Here is a 19,615-nt window from a genome sequence, read left to right on the forward strand (position 1 = left end):
CTGCGGGCCCGTGCCCCGCCCGGGTCAGAACGGTTTTTTCATGGCACCGGCGAATAAAACCGGAGCCGCTCGCAGCGGCCTCCGGGGACCCGGTTTCCGAAAATTGACACCCCGGCGCCCCTGCCCCCAACCTCGTGCCATGAACGCTGAGCCCCGCACCCCCCTCCACCTGGCTGTCTACGACCAGATGGCCGACTGGCAGTACGGTCACGCGGTCGCCCACGCGCGGGCGGGCATCGGTCCGCACGGCACCGGGAGCCGCCGGGTCCTCACGGTGGGGTTCACCGGGGCGCCGGTCACGACGGCGGGCGGACTCACCGTTCTGCCGGACCTGGCACTGCCGCAGCTCAAGCCCTCGGCCAGCGCGATGCTGGTGTTGCCGGGCGCTCCCGAGTGGGACTCCTCCCCCGAGATGATGGCCCCGCTGGCCTCGGCGGCGGGCATCTTCCTCGACGCCGGAATTCCGGTCGCCGCGATCGGTGACGCCACCGCAGGGCTGGCCCGGGAGGGCCTGCTCGACCACCGGGACCACACCGGCACCCGGGAGAAACTGCTGGCGACGGGGTACGCCGGCGCGCACCGGTACCGGTCGGAACTGGCGGTCACCGACACCGACCTCGTCACCGCCGGACCCACCGCCGCCGTGGAGTTCGCCCGCGAGGTCCTCGCCAGACTCGACGTCCACACCGCCCGCACCCTGGACGCCTGGTACCGGCTGCACGCCCTGCACGAGGGGAGCGCCCGCCTGAGCCTGGCGGACGAGGGCTGATCCGCACCTGGCGGAATTCGGTCACCACCCGCCCCAGTATCGTCAGGGCAGTACCGCGTACTCGCGACGGCACCGCACCACACCGGGGGGACCCTTGATCGACCTGCGTTCGGACACCCTGACCCGTCCGACCCCCGACATGCGCCGGGCCATGGCCGAGGCCGAGGTGGGCGATGACGTGTGGGGTGAGGACCCGACGGTGCGCGCCCTGGAAGAGGAGACCGCCGCCCTCCTGGGCCACGAGGCCGCCCTCTACGTACCCTCCGGCCACATGGCCAACCAGCTCGGGCTGTACGTGTCCACCCGCAGCGGCGAGGAGGTGTGGGCACACGAACACCACCACCTCATCGGGGACGAGCAAGGTGCCGCGGTGGTGCTCTCCCGGGTCCTGCCCCGCCTGTACTCGGGCGACCCCTTCCCCCCGCAGGAACTGCTGGAGTCCTGGATCTCCGGACTCGGCAACGTCCACCGGGCCGACCCCGCCCTGCTCTGGCTGGAGAACACCTTCACCGGCCGGGTGGTGCCGTTGGCCGAGCAGCGGCGGGTGACGGACTTCGCGCACGCGCACGGGTTGCGCGCCCACCTGGACGGGGCCCGCCTGTGGAACGCCGCCACACACCTGGGGGTCTCCCCCGGGGAGGTGGCCCGGGGGTTCGACACGGTGTCGGTCTGTTTCTCCAAGGGGTTGGGCGCCCCGGTGGGCTCCGCGCTGGCGGGTGACGCGGACACGATCCGGCGGGCCAGACGGGGCCGCAAACTGTTGGGCGCGGGCATGCGCCAGGCGGGGATCATCGCCGCGGGCGCCCTGTACGCGCTGCGCCACCACCGGGAGCGGGTGGTGCTGGACCACGAACGTGCGGGCAGGCTGGCCGAACGGGTGGACGGCCTGCCGGGGATCTCCGCTGTCGCCCGGACCAACATGGTGCTGGTCTCGACCCCCGAGGGGGAGGCGGCCCGGTACGCGGAGGCGTTCGCCGAGCAGGGGGTCCGCGGGCTGGGCGGGGGCTCCCGGATCCGGTTGGTGCTGAGCCTGGAGATCACCGACAGCGACGTCGAGGAGGCGGCCGGGGCGATCAAGAGGGCCGTCGCGGAGCTCTGAGGATGCTCGCCCGGTGTGAACGAATCCGCGCCTGGAGGAGCCTCGCAGGTCAGCGCGGTGGGCCGTCGGTACACTTGGCCGGTCCCGCGCGAACACGAGACACCGGGAGGTGTTGCGCATCACATCGCGTAGTAGCATCGAGCGTATGACATTGTCGTACTAGAGAGTGGTAGCACCGCAATGCCGGGAAGAATCCAGTCCATCGAACGCGCCGCCGCGATCCTCCGGCTCCTGGCCAGTGGCGCCCGCGGACTGAGCCTGGCGGAGGTCTCCCGCTCCCTCGAACTACCGAAGGGCACCGCCCTGGGCATCCTGCGCACGCTCCAGCACGTGGGCTTCGTGGAGCAGGACCCGGAGTCCGGCCGCTACCGGCTGGGCGGCGGGATGCTGAGCCTGGGCACCCGCTATCTGGACGGCAACGAACTGCGCACCCGGGCGCTGAACTGGGCCGACACCCTCGCCTCGCGCAGCGGTGAGAGCGTGCGCATCGGCACTTTGCACAAGCACCAGGTCCTGGTGGTGCACCACGTCTTCCGCCCGGACTCCACCCGGCAGACCCTGGACGTGGGAACCCTGCTGCCACTGCACGCGACCGCCCTGGGCAAGGTGCTGATGGCCTTCGACCCCCTGGCGGTCCCCGAGGAGGTCGCCTCGGTCGAGCCCGACTCCCCGGTGGAGTTGACCGCCTTCACCCGGCACACCGTCACGTCCATGGCCTCGCTGGAGGGGCGGCTGACCGGGATCCGGGACAGCGGCTGGGGCTGGGAGGCCGAGGAACTGGTCGACGGCGAGGTCTCCATCGCCGCGCCCATCCGCGACCGGCGCGGAGTCACCGTCGGCGCCATCGGGGTGCGCGGTGCCGTCGAGCGGCTGCGCGGCGACGACGGCAAGCCCGACATGGAGCAGGTCTCCTACGTGCGCGACGCCGCCCGGGCCATCTCCCGCGAACTGGGCGCCACACCCTACTGAGCGCCGAGCGCGGCGGACCCCGCCACCCGAGGGCCGCCCGACCGCACCGCGGGACTCCCCGGTGCGGTGCTTCCGCGACCCCGCTCCCCCTGAGACAGTAACCATCCGAACACGTGATCCACGCGACACAATTGCGTCACGCTGCCTTGACACGGGCAGGAAAGTCGGATGAAACTTACGCCTAATCATACGTCAATGTCGTACATCGTGCGGGGTCAACCGCTACTTGCGCACCGACCGAGAACCGACCGAGTCCGCACCCAGAGCCGTTCTCCTGAAGGCGAGCACCGATGAGTCAGCAGTACGTCGCCGCGATCGACCAGGGCACCACGTCGAGCCGCTGCATCCTCTTCGACCGGGACGGGCGCATCGTCTCGGTCGACCAACGAGAGCACCGTCAGATCTTCCCGCAGCCGGGGTGGGTGGAACACGACGCACTGGAGATCTGGACCAACGTCGAGGCGGTGGTCCAGGAGTCCCTCCAAAAGAGCGACATCAGCCCGGACCAGGTCGCCGCGATCGGCATCACCAACCAGCGTGAGACCACCCTGCTGTGGGACCGCGAGACCGGCGAACCCGTCCACAACGCCATCGTCTGGCAGGACACCCGGACCGACGACCTCGCACGCGAGCTCGGTGCCGAGGAGGGCCAGGACCGCTTCCGCCCCAAGTGCGGCCTGCCCCTGGCCACCTACTTCTCCGGCCCCAAGATCCGCTGGCTCCTCGACAACGTCGAGGGGGTGCGCGAGCGGGCCGAGCGCGGCGAGCTGCTGTTCGGCACCATGGACACCTGGCTCATCTGGAAGCTGACCGGCCGCCACGTCACCGACGTGACCAACGCCAGCCGCACCATGCTGATGAACCTGGCCACCCTGGAGTGGGACCCCGAGATCCTGGAGGCCATGCAGATCCCGTCCAGCCTGCTGCCGGAGATCCGCTCCTCCTCCGAGGTCTACGGGGAGGCCCGGGGCTACCTGGCCGGCACGCCCGTGGCCGCCTCGCTGGGTGACCAGCACGCCGCCCTGTTCGGCCAGACCTGTTTCGACAAGGGCGACGTCAAGGGCACCTACGGCACCGGCACCTTCCTGGTGATGAACACCGGAAACGAGCCCGTGACCTCGACCAACGGCCTGCTCACCACGCTGGGCTACAAGATCGGCGACGCGCCGGCCGTGTACGCCCTGGAAGGCTCCATCGCGGTCACCGGCTCCCTGGTCCAGTGGCTCCGCGACAACCTGGGGCTGATCTCCACCGCGCCCGAGATCGAAACGCTCGCGCGCTCGGTGGAGGACAACGGCGGCTGCTACGTCGTCCCCGCCTTCTCCGGACTGTTCGCCCCGCACTGGCGCGGCGACGCCCGGGGCGTGATCGCCGGGCTGACCGGTTACGTCAACAAGGGCCACATCGCCCGTGCCGTCCTGGAGGCCTCGGCCTGGCAGACCCGTGAGGTCGTCGACGCCATGAACGCCGACTCCCAGCTCGACCTGACCACCCTGAAGGTCGACGGCGGGATGACCGCGGACAACCTGCTCATGCAGATCCTGTCCGACGTGCTGGACGCCGAGGTCGTCCGGCCGATGGTCGCCGAGACCACCTGCCTGGGCGCGGCGTACGCGGCGGGGCTCGCCGTGGGCTACTGGCCCGACATGGAGACCCTGCGCGCCAACTGGCACAAGGCCGCCGAGTGGAACCCGAAGATGGACCCCGAGGTCCGCGAGCGCGAGTACCACAACTGGAACAAGGCCGTGCAGCGCACCCTGGGCTGGGTCGAGCACAAGGACGACAAGTAACGGGGCGGACGCTCCCCGACTCCCCACACACATGACCGCGCCCCAGGGACGCTAGCGCCAACTGGAACCCCTGGGGCGCGGTTCGCAGGCACCTGTTCGGTGCCCCTGCCCATCAACTCGTGACGGGTGAGTCCGATTATGCCTGTGGTGGAACGGTTCCGTTCCCCGGGCAGGACACTCCCGTGACTCGGCTGCCCCGTACGGGGCGGAGGTCCCCATGGTCTATCTGGCAGAGTTCGTCGGTACGGCGATCCTGATCCTTCTCGGCGGCGGTGTCGTCGCCGGCGTCTCGCTCGCTCGGTCCAAGGCCCTCGACGGGGGTTGGATCGTGGTGACGTTCGGCTGGGGTATGGCGGTCGCGATGGCCGTCTACGTGGTCGGCACCACCAGCGGCGCCCACATCAACCCCGCGGTCACCGTCGGCCTGGCCAGCATCGGCGAGTTCGACTGGGCCATGGTGCCCGGCTACCTCGGCGCCCAGGTCGCCGGTGCCTTCTTCGGCGCCTGCCTGGTCTACCTGGCCTACCTGGCGCACTGGGAGCCCACCGAGGACGCCGACGCCAAGCTCGGCGTCTTCAGCACCTCGCCCGGGGTGCGCCGTCCGGTCGCCAACCTGGTCACCGAGGTCATCGGTACCGCGATGCTGGTGCTGGGCATCCTCGGCATCGGAGCCAACGAGGGTTCGGTGACCCAGGGGGACGCCGACCTGTCCGCCCTGTTCGCCCACGGCCTGTCCCCGCTGCTGGTCGGCCTGTTGGTGCTCGCGATCGGCCTGTCCCTCGGCGGCCCCACCGGGTACGCCATCAACCCGGCCCGCGACCTGGGCCCGCGCATCGCGCACGCGCTGCTGCCGATCCCGGGCAAGGGTTCCTCCGACTGGGGTTACGCCTGGATCCCGGTGGTCGGCCCTCTGCTGGGCGGTGTGATCGGCGCCTGGATCTGGAACCTGACCGGTTTCGGGGGCTGATCGACCCCTCCTCCGCTCTCCGGGGGCGCCCGGCTCGGGCCGGGCGCCCCCGACGTGTCCGGGGCGGCCGGCCCCCTACGGGCTCAGGTGGACCTCCTCCAGGTAGTCGAGGGTCTCCCCCGGCCTGAGGGCGACCAGCCTGAGGTGGTTGACCAGGTTCTGGTACCGGGCCACGTCGTCGGGCTCCTCCAGGTAGATGCCGTCGGTCGCGGTCTCCAGGAAGACGACGGTGGGGTCGATGGTGTCGGGGAACTCCAGGATCACGCAGGAGCCCCCGCACCCGGGGTTGAGCTTGGCCGCCCTGGTCATCTGCACGGTGACGTTGGGGCGCTGGGCCATCTCCAGGATGTGCTTGACCTGGGTGCGCCGGACCTCGGGGTGATCGGTCAGGCGCAGCAGGGAGCCCTCGTCGAAGATCGCCCACAGCTCCGGCGGGTCCTGGTCCTGGAGGATCCGCTGCCGGGTCATCCGGGCGTCGACGGCCCGACGGATCTCCTGGGGGTTGGCCAGGCAGGACTGCGCGGTGGCCGTCATGTACTCCGGGACCTGCAGGAGTCCGGGGATCATCAGGGGCTGCCAGGTCGTGATGGACCGGGCCTCGGTCTCGAAACCGACGAACCTGGCCGCGAGGACGTCCCGGTACCGCGTCCACCAGCCGCGTTCGAGCGACTGGCGGCACAGGTCCAGGATCTCGTCGAACTCTCTGCCCCGCGGCACCTCGCACGCGTCCAGGATCGATCTGACCTCCTGGAGGCTGGGGCGCTTCTTCACCCCGGACTCGATGTTGGAGTACGTGGACTTGGACAGGCCCGCGTCCGCCGCGGCCTCTTCGCTGGTCTTGCGGACGGCGAGCCGGACGCGCCTGAGTTCGGCGGAGAGCCGGCGCCGCCGGATCGTGGGTGAGTACCTAGTGGCCATGATGTCGTTCATCGTAGGACCGGAGATGTCCCCAAGTGGGGCAATCCGGGGAACTCGGAGTCCAGGCATCACCTCGGTCCGCAAAACCGGGACGCCGTCTTCTCAGAACCCGGATTCCAGCTTCATTCTGATCGGACCCCGAACCGCACCGCAGGGCGTCCCCACCGACCCGAGCCCGCCCAGCCCTCCTCCCGCCCAGGCCAGTCGTTCGACAATGCCGAACTTCAGACACAGCAAGCAACAACACGAACCCCTTGGGTAACAGCCATCCCCCTCTCCACCACCCAAAACCGGGCAGCGCCAGGGAGCTCGCGCCAATGGCGGTGCCCATCTTCACCAACGTTCGGCATTGTCGTATCATGCATACGACGCCCACCTGAATCGTGGAGCCCGTTCAGGTACGTGCGGTAACCGCCCCCCTTCCCAACGGACGGAGCACCAGCCATGACCGCCAGCACCCACCGAAGCGACGCCCCCACCATCCGCGCGCGCACGCGCGAGGAACTCACCCGGGGTACCTTCGACCTCCTCGTCATCGGCGGCGGGATCCTCGGCACCTCCGTCGCCTGGACCGCCACCCAGGCGGGCCTGCGGGTGGCCATGGTCGACGCCGGCGACTTCGCCGGGGCCACCTCCAGCGCCTCCTCCAAGCTCGTACACGGCGGCCTGCGCTACCTCCAGACCGGTAACGTGCGCCTGGTCGCGGAGAACCACAAGGAACGGCGCTCCCTCGCCTCCGACGTGGCCCCCCACCTGGTCAACCACCGCCCCTTCCTGGTTCCGATCTACTCCGGCGGCCCGCACGGCGCCGCCAAGATGGGCGCGGGCGTCTTCCTCTACTCGGCGCTGTCCGCCTTCGGGGACGGCATGGGCCGCCTGCTCTCCCCGCTCCAGGCCAAGCGCCTCGCCCCCGGGCTGCGCACCGAGGGCCTGAAGTCCGTCGCCGCCTACAGCGACCACCAGATGAACGACAGCCGGATGGCGGTCATGACGGTACGCGCCGCCGTGGACGCCGGGGCCGTGGTGCTCAACCACGCCGAGGTCCGGGGGCTGCGCACCACCCGGGGCCGGGTGACCGGGGCCGATCTGCGCGACCGGGTGGACGGGAGCGAGTTCGGGATCGACGCACGGCTGGTCCTCAACGCGACCGGCCCCTGGGTGGATCACCTGCGTCGGCTGGAGGACCCGGACGCCGCGCCCAGTGTCCGGCTGTCCAAGGGCGCCCACCTGGTGCTGCGTACCCCGGACCCGTGGCGGGCCGCGCTCACCATCCCGGTGGACAAGTACCGGGTCTCCTTCGCCATCCCCTGGGAGGGACACCTGCTCCTGGGCACCACGGACGAGGCCTACGAGGGCGACCCCGCCGACGTGGGGGTGGTGTCCTCGGACGTGGACCAGATCCTGGGCGAGGCGGCCCTGGGCATCGACGCGCCCTACCTCGACCGCGACCGCATGACCTACTCGTTCGCCGGGCTGCGCGTCCTGCCGGGCGGCCCGGGCGAGACCAGTTCGGCCAAGCGGGAGACCGTGGTCACCCAGGGGCGGGGTGGAATGCTCTCCGTGGCCGGCGGCAAGTGGACGACCTACCGGCACATCGGCCGGACCGTCCTGGAGGAGCTGCGCAAGGTGGCGACGGTCCCGCTGGCCGAGGACATGGCGGACCCGCTGCGGACCGTGCCGCTGCCCGGGCTGGCCAGTCCGGACGCGGTCACCCAGCGCCTCATCATCGACCGCGAGCCGGGCACCCGCCTGGACCCGCTGGTCGCCCGGCACCTGGCCTCGCACTACGGGAGCCTGGCCATGGACATCGCCGGCCTGGTGCGGGCCGACCCCGGCCTGGGCGAGCGGATCCACCCCGACGGCCCGGACGTGTGGGCCCAGGTGGTGTTCGCCCGCGACCGCGAGTGGGCGGTGACCGTCGACGACGTGCTGCGGCGCCGGACCACCGTCACCGTGCGGGGCCTGGACACCGCCGAGGTCCGCGAACGCACCCGGGCCCTGCTGGAGGCCTGACCCCCCGCACGCACCGGACCCCGGAACCGTCACTGACGGCTCCGGGGTCCGGTGCTGTCCGAGGCGGGGCCCGGACGCGCGAACGCCCCCGGAGAGTGGAAACCCTCCGGGGGCGTTCAGCGACGTCTACGCCTGCAAGGGGTGACGACGCTACGTCTTTGCGGTCTTAGATACCGACGACGTTCTCGGCCTGCGGGCCGCGGGTGCCGGCGACAACCTCGAACTCCACGCGCTGGTTCTCCTCCAGGTTACGGAAGCCCGTGCCCTGGATGGCGCTGTAGTGAACGAAGGCGTCGGGGCCACCGTCGTCGGGGGAGATGAAGCCGAAGCCCTTCTCGCCGTTGAACCACTTCACAGTTCCCTGAGCCATGTTTTCTCCTTCAGCTCGGTGTACACGGACGCATACTCACACGCCCGAAAATTGCCGCGAGCCGACTCCAAGAGAAACCGCCCGCCGGTCACAAACTCCGCGGGCAAGACACCAACTGCGAAATTCAACGACTAACAATCTCTAACGAACGTACCACAGCCTGAGCGGCTGTCGAGGGTTTCAAGTGTGGCAACTCGCACGGCCCGCCGGGGAATACCGGCGGGCCGTGCGGGAGACGCGTGTGAGGCGGGTGAAGATCACCGGCGTGTCACGCAGGTGTCACCGAGGGTTCACGAGGGAATCGTTGACGCACTTCAGCACAGGTGGCGCCGTCACGGCCCCCGGGTCGAGATCCGCTCCTTTGAACACCGTGAACGTGTGCGACTCGCCGGGCAACAGCGTCACCAGCGCGCTGTCCGCACTCGCCCCCGGGTCGAGTCTGTCGACGTTCAGCACCAGATCCCGCAACAGCACACGGGCTTGTACGTTCACATGCAAATCGGAACCGTCCACCCGTGTTTCGACTTCGAATTCAGGTTTTCGGTAGTCCAGGTCGAGATCCCGGCAGAAGAACCACCAGGCCCGCTCTCCGGCACCGTCGACGGTCAGCACCTCGCGGGCGTCCGCACCCGCCCGCGCGACCTCCGGGGGCACCGGAATGCGCAGCGCCCCGCGGGGCGCCACCCGGACCGGGTGCGCGGAGGCGGCCAACTCGGCCCCCGTCACGGTGTCGCGACGGGCCACCGTCACCTCGGCGACCCACTCCTGACCGGTGTCGTTGCCCAGGACCACCTGCAGCCCGCCTCCGGGAGCGGGCTGCACCGTGGCCGCCCGGTCCGCGTACACACGGCGCAGCGCGTACCACAGCGGTTTGTACCGCCCCTGTCCGTCGACCGCCGCCCACGAGGTGACCGGCCAGCAGTCGTTGAGCTGCCACATCACCGTGCCCGTGCAGTACGGCCAGGTGGCGCGGAAGTGCTCGATGCCCAGGGTCAGGGCCCGCGCCTGGTTGACCTGCGTGAGGTAGTGCCAGTCCTCGAACCCCCACTCGCGGTCGCCGAAGTGCGCGGCGAGCCCGCGGGCGAGCTTGCCGTTGCCGTCGATCGCCTTCTGGTGGTGCATCACCCCGGGCGAGGTCGGGGTGAGCGGGTCGTCGGACACCGAACCGCGCAGCGTGGCGTAGGTCGGCGGCGCCTGGTACCCGAACTCCGCGGCGAACCGGGGGCGGTGCTCCCGGTAGACGGTGTAGTCGAGCTCGTTCCACACGTCCCACAGGTGCATGGTCCCGTGCGAGGGCTCGTTGGGGTGGACCCCCTCGGCCTCGGAGTAGGGACTGCCCGCCCAGTAGGGACGGGTCGGGTCGAGCTCGGAGACCGCTCGGGGCAACACGTCCAGGTAGTACCCGGCGCCCCAGGCCCGTCCGTCGAGCTCCTCCTTCCACCCCCAGTCCTCGTGACCCCAGATGTTCTCGTTGTTGCCGCACCACACCGCCAGGCTGGGGTGCGGCGCCAGCCGCGCGACCGCCTCACGCGCCTCGGCCTCGACCTCCGAGGCCAGCGGTTCGTCCTCGGGGTAGGCGGCGCAGGCGAAGAGGAAGTCCTGCCACACGAGGATGCCGCGCTCGGAGCAGAGCTCGTAGAAGTCCTCGGACTCGTAGATCCCGCCGCCCCACACGCGCAGCAGGTTCATCCCGGCGTCCCGGGCCTGCTCGATCCGCTCCCGGTAGCGGTCCCGGCCGACCCGGTGCGGGAAGGCGTCGTCGGGGATCCAGTTGGCCCCCCGGACCAGGATGTCGCGGTCGTTGACCCGGACCGCGAAGGCGGACCCGTCCGCGTCGGGCCCGCTGCGCACCGCCACGTTGCGGAAGCCGATCCGGCGCTCCCAGCCGTCGAGGGCCTCCCCGTTCGCGGAGAGCTCCACCCCCAGGCCGTACAGCGGCTGGCCGCCGTGGCCGCGCGGCCACCACAGCTCCGGTTCGGCGACCACGAGTTCCAGGGCCGCCTCCGTCTCTCCGGCCGCCACCACCGCGGTGGCCTCCGCGCCCGCGACCGAGGCGGTCAGCGTCAGGTCCTTGTCCCGCCCGGGCCCGGTGCGCTCCACCTCCACCCGCACGCTGACCCGCCCCAGTGATCCGTCCGCGGAGACCGACACCAGCGGCCGGACCGAGGCCAGTCGCGCCGTGGACCAGGCGTGCAACCGGATCGGCCGCCAGATCCCGGAGGTGACCACGGTCGGTCCCCAGTCCCAGCCGAAGTTGCAGGCCATCTTGCGGATGTACTGGTAGGGCTCGTCATAGGCGGCGGGAAGCGCGCCCATCCGCTCCCGGTTGGCCTCCGCGTACCGGTAGGGCGAGGCGAACTCCACCTCCAGGGAGGGATCGGCCTCCCCGGCCGCCAGCACATCGGTGACGTCGAAGCGGTACGAACGGTGCATGTTGGCCGTCCGGCCCGCCTCCCTGCCGCCGACCCGGACGGTGGCGACGGTGTCCAGGCCCTCGCAGACCAGGTCGACGCGCTCCGCGTCCGGAGCGCCCCTGCCCGCGCCGCCCAGGGCCCGGACCTCCGCGGCCAGGGAGCGCGTGTACCTCCAGTCGGTCCGGCCGATCCAGCCCAGCCGGTCCTCGTTGTCATCCAGGTAGGGGTCGGCGATCAGGCCGTGGTCGAGCAGGTCCGTGTGGACGCAGCCCGGCACGGTGGCGCCGACCTCGCCGACCTCGGCGGCCGGTTCCGGCAGGGCGCCCTCGTGGGGCACCGCCGTCAGCTTCCAGCCGTCGTGCAGGTCGAACCACGCGGTCATGCGTGTTCCTCTTTTCCCGTGGTGTGTGGCGGTCGCGGCGCGGCGCGGCTCAGTGCTGGTCGATCCCGACGAAGTGCCCCTTCTCGACCTCGGTGAGGGGAGCGGAGTCGTCGTCCTCACCGACCGTGGGCAGGACCACGTCCTCCGGCGGGTTGGCCGCCAGCTCCTCGTCCACCTCGGTCCAGGTGCGGTGCAGCTGGGGCACGCAGGAGAGCAGGTGCCGGCTGTAGGGGTGCATCGGGTTCTCGAACACCGCCCTGGTGGGCCCCATCTCGGCGATGGTGCCCTTGCGCAGGATCACGGACCTGTCGCTGACGTAGTTGCCCAGGGACAGGTCGTGGGTGACGAACAGGATGCCCAGCCCGCGCTCCTTGAGATCGGCGAGCAGGTTGAGCACGTCGATGCGGGTGGAGGCGTCCAGCATGCTGATGATCTCGTCGGCCACCAGCAGCTTGATGTCCAGGAGCAGCGCACGAGCGATGAGCAGCCGCTGGAGCTGCCCGCCGCTGAGCTGGTGCGGGTACTTGTCGAGGACGTTGCCGGGGTCCAGCCGCACCGTGCCGATCGCGTCCAGGACCTTCTGTCTCCAGTCCGCGTCCGAGGTCGCGGGGAAGTAGGAGGAGCGGATCATCTCGAAGACGCGGTCGGCCTTGAAGATCGGGTTGAAGGAGCTGAAGGGGTCCTGGAAGACGCCCTGCACCCTCCGGTAGTACTCCTTCTTCGCGGAGAACCCTCGGATCCGGGAGACGTCCTTGCCCTCGAAGAGGATCTGGCCGGAGCTGACCCCGGTCAGGCCCAGCACCATCTTCCCGATCGTGCTCTTTCCACTGCCGCTCTCACCGATCAGCGACACCACCTCGCCGGGTTCCACCGTCAGGTTGACGTCGCGGACCGCGCGCAGCCTGGCGCCGCCGAAGGCGCCCACCCGGTACACCTTGTGCACGTGGCTCAGTTCCAGCACGGTTCTACCTCCCCGTCTTCCAGCAGGCGGCCCAGTGGCCGGGTTCGATCTCCACCAGGGGCGGAGTCTGCGAGCACTCCTCGGAGGCGATCGGGCAGCGGTCCTTGAACCGGCAGCCGGTCGGCGGGTGCAGCAGCCCGGGCGGGGTGCCGGGGATGCCCTCCAGACGGGTGTCCTCCGTGGTCGTACCGACCTCCGGCAGCGCACCGATGAGCATCTTGGTGTACGGGTGCTGGGGGTCGTTGATGATCGTGGAGGCCGGGGCCTTCTCCGCGATCCGGCCCGCGTACATCACCATGACCGTGTCGGCCATCTGGTAGACGAGCGAGATGTCGTGGGTCACGAAGATCATGCTCTTGACGTAACCGCGGTCGCGGAACTCCACCATGGACTCCACCACCGACCGCTGGGTCGACACGTCCAGGGCCGAGGTCGCCTCGTCCGCGATCAGCAGCGAGGGGTTGAGCAGGGTGGCCATGACCATGACCACACGCTGCTTCATCCCGCCGGACAGCTCGATCGGGAACCGCTTGAGCACGTCCGGGTCCAGGCCGACCAGCTCCAGGCGGCGGTCCAGCTCCTCCGCGACATCGCCCGGACGCACGCCGCGTGAACGCAGCAGCTCGTTGATCATCCGGCCGATCTTGCGGGTGGGGTTGAGCGCACTCATCGCGTACTGCGGGATGAGCGAGATCTCGTGGTAGCGGAACCTGTTCATCGCGCGGTCGTCGGCGATGGGCACGTTCTCGCCGTCCAGCTCGATCGTGCCGTCCACGTGCCGCATCCGGCCGTCCAGCCGGATCAGGCTCTTGCCGAGGGTGCTCTTGCCGCAGCCGGACTCCCCGGCCAGGCCCATGATCTCCCCGTCGGCGAGGTCGAAGTTCACCCCGTCGAGGGCGTGGACGTCCCCGCGCAGGGTCTGGTAGTAGACCTTCAGGTCGTTGACGCGCAGGGTCATCACAGCTCCCGCAGCTTGGGGTTGAAGACCTCGTCCAACCCGACGTTGAGGATGTACATCGAACCGACCAGGATGGTGATCCCGGCACCCGGTGGAATGAACCACCACCACATGCCGAGTTGGAGGGCGCTCCAGGCGACGGAGCTCTCCAGCATCAGGCCGAGGGAGACGCCGTTCGCGGGTCCGAGGCCGATGAAGTCGAGTCCGGCGGCGATGAGGATGGCCCCGCCGAAGAGCAGGATGAACGACATCACCAGGTAGGAGCTCATGTTCGGAGCGATCTCGGCGGTGATGATCCGCCAGGTGCGGCGGCCGCTCAGCCGGGCCAGGTCCACGTAGTCGCGGGTGGCCAGGGACAGCGCCTGGGAGCGGACCGCGCGCGCCGCCCACGGCCAGGAGGTCAGCCCGATGAACAGCGCCTGGACGACCACACCGCGCACGTCCAGGTAGGCGACGGCGACGATGAGCACCACCAGGGTGGGCAGGACCAGCACCACGTTGGTGAGCATGTTCAGGATCTCGTCGACGAGCCCGCCCTTGAAACCGGCGACGAACCCGACCGCGGTGCCCACGATGAAGGCGATGCCTCCGCCCAGGGCCCCGACCAGGAAGGTCGAACGCAGTCCGTAGACGAACTGGGCCCAGATGTCCTGGCCGAAGGAGGTGGTGCCCATCCAGTACTCGGAGCTGGGCGGCTGGCTCTTGGGACCGACGTAGACGTTGGGCCCGTGGTCGATGAACAGGGGGCCGATCAAGCCGGTGAACAGGAGCGCGAGCACGATCGCCGTGCCGATGAGGAGCTTGGGGTTGCGCCGGGCGAAGTGCAGGCCCTCGGAGAACTTGCGTTCACCGGCCGGTTCCGGTGCCGTACCGGAGCCGGCCGCCCCAGGGGTCGCGGGGACGTCGGTCATGATCCGCCTCCCGTCATCTGGACTCGCGTGCGCGGGTCGACCAGGACGTAGATGATGTCGATGATGAAGTTGGCGATCAGCACCCCGACGACCACGAACAGGAAGATTCCCTGCAGCAGGAAGAAGTCGTTGTTGTTCAGGGAGTTGAGTACCAGGGTCCCCAGGCCGGGGTAGTTGAAGACGATCTCGGTGAGCAGCGCGCCCGCGATGATGGTGCCGAGCTGCACGGCCAGGCCGGTGATCTGCGGCAGCATCGCGTTGCGGAAGGCGTAGCGGCGGATCAGCCGGCGCGGGGCCCCCAGCGCCTGGAGGTAGTTCGAGTAGTCCGCCTCCAGTTCGTAGATGATCATGTTGCGCATCCCGATCGCCCAACCGCCGAGGGCCACCAGGAACATGGACAGGAACGGCAGGAACCAGTGGGTGATCAGGTTCGAGATGAACGGCCACGACCAGGAGGGCGTGAGCGCGAAGCTGTAGCCTCCCGCGGTCGGGAAGAAGCCGCCCACCACACCGAGCGCCCAGGCCAGCAGCAGGGCGAGCCACATGTAGGGGGTCGCGGTCAGGATGTAGCCGACCGGCAGCACGGTGTTGTCGAGGATCTTGCTGCGGGCGGCGAACGCGCCGAAGCGGTTGCCGACGATCCAGCTCAGGATGATGGCGGGGAGCAGCAGGCCCAGGGTGAACGGGATGTGCCGCAGGATGATGTCGGTGACGGGCTCGGGGTAGAGCCACACGCTGATGCCCAGGTCACCGCGTAGGAGACCGCTCCAGAAGCTGAGGTATTGCTGGTAGAGCGGGGTGTCGAGGCCGAAGACCTCGTTGTAGTAGGTGTTCATTCGCTCCAGGGCCTCCGGGTCGGAGACCGAGGCCCTGTTGAGCATGCTGCTGACGGGGTCGCCGGGCATGAACCGCGGGATCATCCAGTTGATGGTGACCGCGACGACGAAGGTGATGCCGTAGATCCCGAGTTTGCGGCCCATGTAACGCCACACGGGTGTCCTCCAGGTGCGGGGGCACGGGTGTGGAGCGCGCCCCGCACCGGGGGCGCGCTCCACACGTGCTATTCGGCCAGTTCGATCTCGGCGAGGGTGCGGACGGCTCCGAGCTCGAACCATCCGTCCCACATCGTGGCGTAACCAGGGTTGCCCTGGTCACTGGGCCAGTTGGTCCAGGTGGTGTTGGTCTGCTGCGACCAGAGGCCGTTGTACCAGAGCGGGATGGCCGGCAGCTCCGCCAGCTGGATCTCCTGGATCTTCGAGGTGATCTCCGCGGCGGCCTCCACGTCGTCGGCCGGGACGGCGGCGAGCTCCTCCACCAGGGCCCAGGCCTCCTCGTTCTCGTAGCGGCCGAAGTTGACCGTGCTCTGCTGGTCGCGGACCGGCAGCTGGAAGAGGTAGTCGTAGTACGTCCACGGAGTGTTGCTCAGCTGGCGCTCGTTGTTGACCAGCAGGTCGTACTCACCCGAGTTGCGCTGCTCGACCAGCAGGTCGTAGTCGGGGAACTCCGCCTCGACGTTGATCCCGACCTCCTTGGCGTTCTCCGCGATGACCCGGGCGGCCTCCATCCAGTCGGTCCAGCCGGAGGGCACCTGCAGGGTCAGCTCGATGGGCTCGCCGTCAGGGGTGTCGACGAAGCCGTCCCCGTCCTGGTCGGTGTAGCCGGCGTCCTCCAGGAGGGCGACCGACTCGTCCGCGTTGTAGGTGTAGCCCTCCTCCGCGACCAGTTCGTGGTCGATGTAGTCGTCCCACTGGGGGAGCAGACCGGTCGGGTTGGCGGCCTCGACGAGGTTGGAGTAGGGGCCGTCGATGATCGCGCTCATGTCGATGGAGTGCGCCAGCGCCTTGCGGAACTCGGCGTCGTTCATCGGCTCGCGGTCGTGGTTGAGCACCAGCCACGCGGTGTTGGCGGACTGCATGTAGGGCGGGCCGTCGTAGTAGCTGGTGATGGCCTGGCCGTCGATCATCTGGTCGATCCCGGGCAGAAAGTTGTTCGACAGGTCGACCTCGTTGTTGCTGATCATGTTCATCGTCACCTCGTTGGAGGCGTTGACGATGTCCACGATGTAGGTCGGCTGCATCTCCAGGCCGAGTGCCTCGGTGCCCCACCAGTCGTCGTTGCGGCTCCAGACCATGCTGGCGTCCGAGTGGTCCTCGTAGACGTAGGGGCCGCTGCCGACCGGCTCACTGTTGGGGTCGTCGGTGAGCTCCTGCTGGTCCTTGTCGGCCCAGATGTGGTCCGGGACGATGGGGTGGCTGTAGGCCCAGTTCATCCACTCCTGGGGGCGGGCCTCGGAGAAGGTCACGGTGACCTCGCGGTCCCCGGTGGCCTCGACGCCCTCGATGAAGTTCCAGATGTTGCTGTAGGAGACGTCCTGTTGGCCGAGCTCGATGGTGGTCACCACGTCCTGGGCCACGATGGGCTCGCCGTCGCTCCAGGTCATCCCCTCGCGGAGGGTGATGACGTGGGTGGTCTCGTCGGTCCACTCGTCGCTCTCGGCGAGCCAGTGGACGTACTCGTTCTCCTCCGGGTCGAAGTGGAAGAGCGGCTCGTAGGCCAGCCCGAAGGTGCCCACGGCGTACTGGCCGCGCATGATCGGGTTCCAGTTGACCGGCGGGCCCCAGGCGGTGCCGGTGGTGTACAGCGTCTCGTTCCGGGGGTAACCCTCCGAATCGCCGCTGTCTCCGCCCTCGCTCGAGCAGGCGGTGGCAATGAGCGCCGCCGCCGCCAGAACGGCGGGAAGCCTCAGAAATCTCATCTCGACTCCTCCTTCCACCCGGTCGGCCCTCCACATGGGGGGAAGCCGATTCCTGTCTCGGAAGGCTGGGAGCGCTCCCAATCGGGAGCGCAAAGGACCGTTGCTGAACCGGGTAAGTGACGTTAACAACAACACGGACCGACGAACCCCGTCAATCCCCGACACTTTGCTGTTATTCGCTTGTAACAGCAGATACGTGGGAAACCGCCAGTGGACCCGTGCTCCCACGGGGGTACAGCTCACCGGCCGAGGACTCCTGACTCGCCACCGGCTCACCCGCCAGAACCCGGCCGAGCATCCTGGCGACCTGGCGTCCGTGACCGACCACGTCCCGACCGATCGCGGTCAGTGAGGGCCGCACCAGACGGCAGAGCGCGGAGTCGTCCCAGGCCACGATGGACAACTGGGAGGGCACGTCCACCCCCATCTCCGCCGCCACCCCGAGGCCGGCCACCGCCATCAGATCGTTGTCGTAGACCAGCGCGGTGGGTCGCTCGGCCGCGGCGAGCAGCCGCCGCGTGGTCCTGGCGCCCGCCTCCCCCGTGTAGTCGGAGTGCACCGAGTACGCCTGGGCCAGGCCCGCCCGGTCCGCCGCCTCCCGGAAGGCCTCACCCCGGTCCGCGGTGTGCACGAACTCCTCCGGCCCACAGACCTGGACGACGTGCCGGTGGCCGAGCGCCGCCAGGTAGTGGACCACCTCGCGCACCGAGGAGGCGTCGTCGGTGTACAGGCACGGGAGGTCACCCGCCCCGCCGGGGCCGCCGAGGAGCACGGCGGGCAGGTCCAGACCGCGGACCGCGGCCGGACGGGGGTCGTCGACCCGCAGGTCGACCATGACCACCCCGTCGACGCGGCGCTCCGACGCCCAGCGCCGGTAGACTGCCAGCTCCGCCTCCGCGTCCTCGGTGACCTGGAGTAACAGGTCGATTCCGGTGGCGGCCAACTCCGTCTCGATACCGGAGACCAGTTGCATGAAGAACGGCTCGATCCCGAGCGATCGGGCCGGTCGGTCCACCACCAGTCCGACCGCGCCCACCCTGCCGCCGGCCGACAGCGCCCGGGCCGGGTTGCTGGGGGCCCACCCCAGGTCACGGGCGATGTCCAGGATCCGTTTACGGGTCCCCTCGGAGACCCCCGGGCGCCCGTTGAGCGCGTACGAGACCGCCCCCTTGGACACCCCCGCGGCCTTGGCGATGTCCATGATGGTCGGCCGTCGCATCAGAGCCCCCACAGTGTTCCCCCCAGCACAGGTTCCTCCCCGACGCACCTCGCGGAGCCCGGTTCGGCTGAACCGGTTAAGCGATCGGTGGGGATTGTACACACGGGGATCCCGGTCCCCCAGGGGGTTTTCCCTCCGGAGCTCGGCGGCGGGGCCGTTCGGGCTACGCCTGGCAGCCGGGGCACCAGTACAGGGTCCTCCCCGACAGTTCGGCGGCGGCGACCGGAGAGGAGCACACCCGGCAGGGCTCACCGGTCCGGTAGCAGACGTAGAGGGTGTCGGGCCGGGGCACCGGGTACGCCTCCGGATCCGGGCGGTCCTGCGGACGCGTGGTGATGATGTAGCCGTCCCGGACACCGTCCCGCAGCAGCCCGGTGAGGTCCGCCCACAGGGCGTCCCAACGCTCCCTGGTGAGCTCCCGGCCCGGGGTCCTCGGATCGATTCCGGCACGGAAGAGGGACTCGGCACGGTAGATGTTGCCGATACCCGCGATCACGTCCTGGCGCATGAGGAGCACCGCGAGGCTGCTGCGGGAACGGCTCACCGTGCGCCAGGCCCGCTCGGGGTCGGCGTCGGGACGCAGCGGGTCCGGGCCGAGGCGGTCCTGGACGGCGCGCTTGTCGTCGGCGGTGATGACCTCGCAGGCGGAGGCGCCACGCAGGTCGGCCCAGCCGGAGGAATTGACCAGCCGGACCCGGACCGCGCCCACCGGTTCGGGCGGGACGACGAAGCCGTCGGGGTCGTGTTCCAGGTCGCTCCGGCCGGCTCCCGCGGTCCTGGGCGCGCCCAGGTGGCGCTCGCCGTCGGCGTCGCCGAAGGTCCAGGCGCCGTAGAGGCCCAGGTGCACGCGGAGCCACTCCCCGGAGTCGAAGCCGAGGAAGAGGTGCTTGCCGTGCGCCTCGCTCTCGGTGAGGACCCGCCCGTCGAGGCGGGCCGCTCCCCCGGCGAAGCGCCCCTGGGGACTGCCGGCCCGTACGGCCGTGCCGCCGAAGGTCTTGTCGAAGTGTGCCGCCAGCCGGTGCAGCGTATGGCCCTCAGGCACCCGTGCTCCCCTCCCCGCCCCTCACATCGCCCGGGCATCCGGGCGAACCAGGTCCTTTCGGGCATGTGCTCGTCGCCC

General features: G+C 69.8%; 16 protein-coding genes. 6 read left to right on the top strand and 10 right to left on the bottom strand.

The annotated features are described in order from the left end of the window. Positions 1-139 precede the first annotated feature (139 nt). The 5 genes from ACUKCB_RS15710 (at position 140) to ACUKCB_RS15730 (ending at position 5,594) form a co-directional block, all read left to right on the top strand. The gene (locus tag ACUKCB_RS15710) at positions 140-769 is read left to right on the top strand and encodes a DJ-1/PfpI family protein (RefSeq protein WP_473036363.1); all 630 of its coding nucleotides are present in this window, start codon (positions 140-142) and stop codon (positions 767-769) included. Between the two features lie 94 nt (positions 770-863). Next, positions 864-1,868: a threonine aldolase family protein gene (locus ACUKCB_RS15715; protein ID WP_473036364.1), complete on the top strand. Its 1,005-nt coding sequence runs from the start codon at positions 864-866 to the stop codon at positions 1,866-1,868. 180 nt (positions 1,869-2,048) lie between these two features. Further along, on the top strand, positions 2,049-2,837 hold the full coding sequence (locus ACUKCB_RS15720; protein ID WP_473036366.1) for an IclR family transcriptional regulator: 789 nt from the start codon (positions 2,049-2,051) through the stop codon (positions 2,835-2,837). A gap of 290 nt (positions 2,838-3,127) precedes the next feature. Beyond that, positions 3,128-4,627 carry a glycerol kinase GlpK gene (gene glpK / locus ACUKCB_RS15725; protein ID WP_473036367.1) on the top strand — a complete coding sequence of 500 codons (1,500 nt, stop codon included), beginning with the start codon at positions 3,128-3,130 and terminating at the stop codon, positions 4,625-4,627. Between the two features lie 217 nt (positions 4,628-4,844). After that, positions 4,845-5,594, top strand: coding sequence for an MIP/aquaporin family protein (locus ACUKCB_RS15730; protein WP_473036368.1), 750 nt, complete (start codon positions 4,845-4,847; stop codon positions 5,592-5,594). 75 nt (positions 5,595-5,669) lie between these two features. On the opposite strand, the gene ACUKCB_RS15735 is transcribed toward ACUKCB_RS15730, so the two are convergent. Next, a complete protein-coding gene (locus ACUKCB_RS15735) occupies positions 5,670-6,524 on the bottom strand; it encodes a helix-turn-helix domain-containing protein (protein ID WP_473036369.1) in 855 nt (284 codons plus the stop codon). A gap of 432 nt (positions 6,525-6,956) precedes the next feature. Between ACUKCB_RS15735 and ACUKCB_RS15740 the strand changes: the two genes are divergently transcribed. After that, positions 6,957-8,525 (top strand): glycerol-3-phosphate dehydrogenase/oxidase, encoded by a 1,569-nt coding sequence (locus tag ACUKCB_RS15740; RefSeq protein ID WP_473036370.1) that lies wholly within the window; start codon positions 6,957-6,959, stop codon positions 8,523-8,525. A gap of 166 nt (positions 8,526-8,691) precedes the next feature. On the opposite strand, the gene ACUKCB_RS15745 is transcribed toward ACUKCB_RS15740, so the two are convergent. The 9 genes from ACUKCB_RS15745 to ACUKCB_RS15785 all read right to left on the bottom strand — a co-directional run bounded on the left by ACUKCB_RS15745 (position 8,692) and on the right by ACUKCB_RS15785 (position 19,537). Continuing rightward, a complete protein-coding gene (locus ACUKCB_RS15745) occupies positions 8,692-8,895 on the bottom strand; it encodes a cold-shock protein (RefSeq protein ID WP_191268270.1) in 204 nt (67 codons plus the stop codon). Positions 8,896-9,174: 279 nt separating this feature from the next. Continuing rightward, positions 9,175-11,691, bottom strand: coding sequence for a glycoside hydrolase family 2 protein (locus ACUKCB_RS15750; protein WP_473036371.1), 2,517 nt, complete (start codon positions 11,689-11,691; stop codon positions 9,175-9,177). A gap of 49 nt (positions 11,692-11,740) precedes the next feature. Beyond that, positions 11,741-12,652 (bottom strand): ATP-binding cassette domain-containing protein, encoded by a 912-nt coding sequence (locus ACUKCB_RS15755; protein ID WP_473036372.1) that lies wholly within the window; start codon positions 12,650-12,652, stop codon positions 11,741-11,743. Between the two features lie 4 nt (positions 12,653-12,656). Then, the gene (locus ACUKCB_RS15760; protein ID WP_473036373.1) at positions 12,657-13,610 is read right to left on the bottom strand and encodes an ABC transporter ATP-binding protein; all 954 of its coding nucleotides are present in this window, start codon (positions 13,608-13,610) and stop codon (positions 12,657-12,659) included. Beyond that, positions 13,610-14,521, bottom strand: a complete 912-nt coding sequence (locus tag ACUKCB_RS15765) for an ABC transporter permease (protein ID WP_473036374.1) — start codon at positions 14,519-14,521, stop codon at positions 13,610-13,612. The genes ACUKCB_RS15760 and ACUKCB_RS15765 overlap by 1 nt, the downstream gene beginning before the upstream one ends. Further along, positions 14,518-15,513, bottom strand: a complete 996-nt coding sequence (locus tag ACUKCB_RS15770; RefSeq protein ID WP_473036375.1) for an ABC transporter permease — start codon at positions 15,511-15,513, stop codon at positions 14,518-14,520. Before ACUKCB_RS15770 ends, ACUKCB_RS15765 begins: the two co-directional genes overlap by 4 nt. 68 nt (positions 15,514-15,581) lie before the next feature. After that, positions 15,582-17,276 carry an ABC transporter substrate-binding protein gene (locus tag ACUKCB_RS15775; RefSeq protein WP_473036376.1) on the bottom strand — a complete coding sequence of 565 codons (1,695 nt, stop codon included), beginning with the start codon at positions 17,274-17,276 and terminating at the stop codon, positions 15,582-15,584. A gap of 172 nt (positions 17,277-17,448) precedes the next feature. Next, positions 17,449-18,495, bottom strand: a complete 1,047-nt coding sequence (locus tag ACUKCB_RS15780; RefSeq protein ID WP_473036377.1) for a LacI family DNA-binding transcriptional regulator — start codon at positions 18,493-18,495, stop codon at positions 17,449-17,451. A gap of 163 nt (positions 18,496-18,658) precedes the next feature. After that, a complete protein-coding gene (locus ACUKCB_RS15785; RefSeq protein ID WP_473036379.1) occupies positions 18,659-19,537 on the bottom strand; it encodes an Fpg/Nei family DNA glycosylase in 879 nt (292 codons plus the stop codon). Between the last annotated feature and the right edge of the window lie 78 nt (positions 19,538-19,615).

The organism is Nocardiopsis moroccensis, assembly GCF_055763695.1.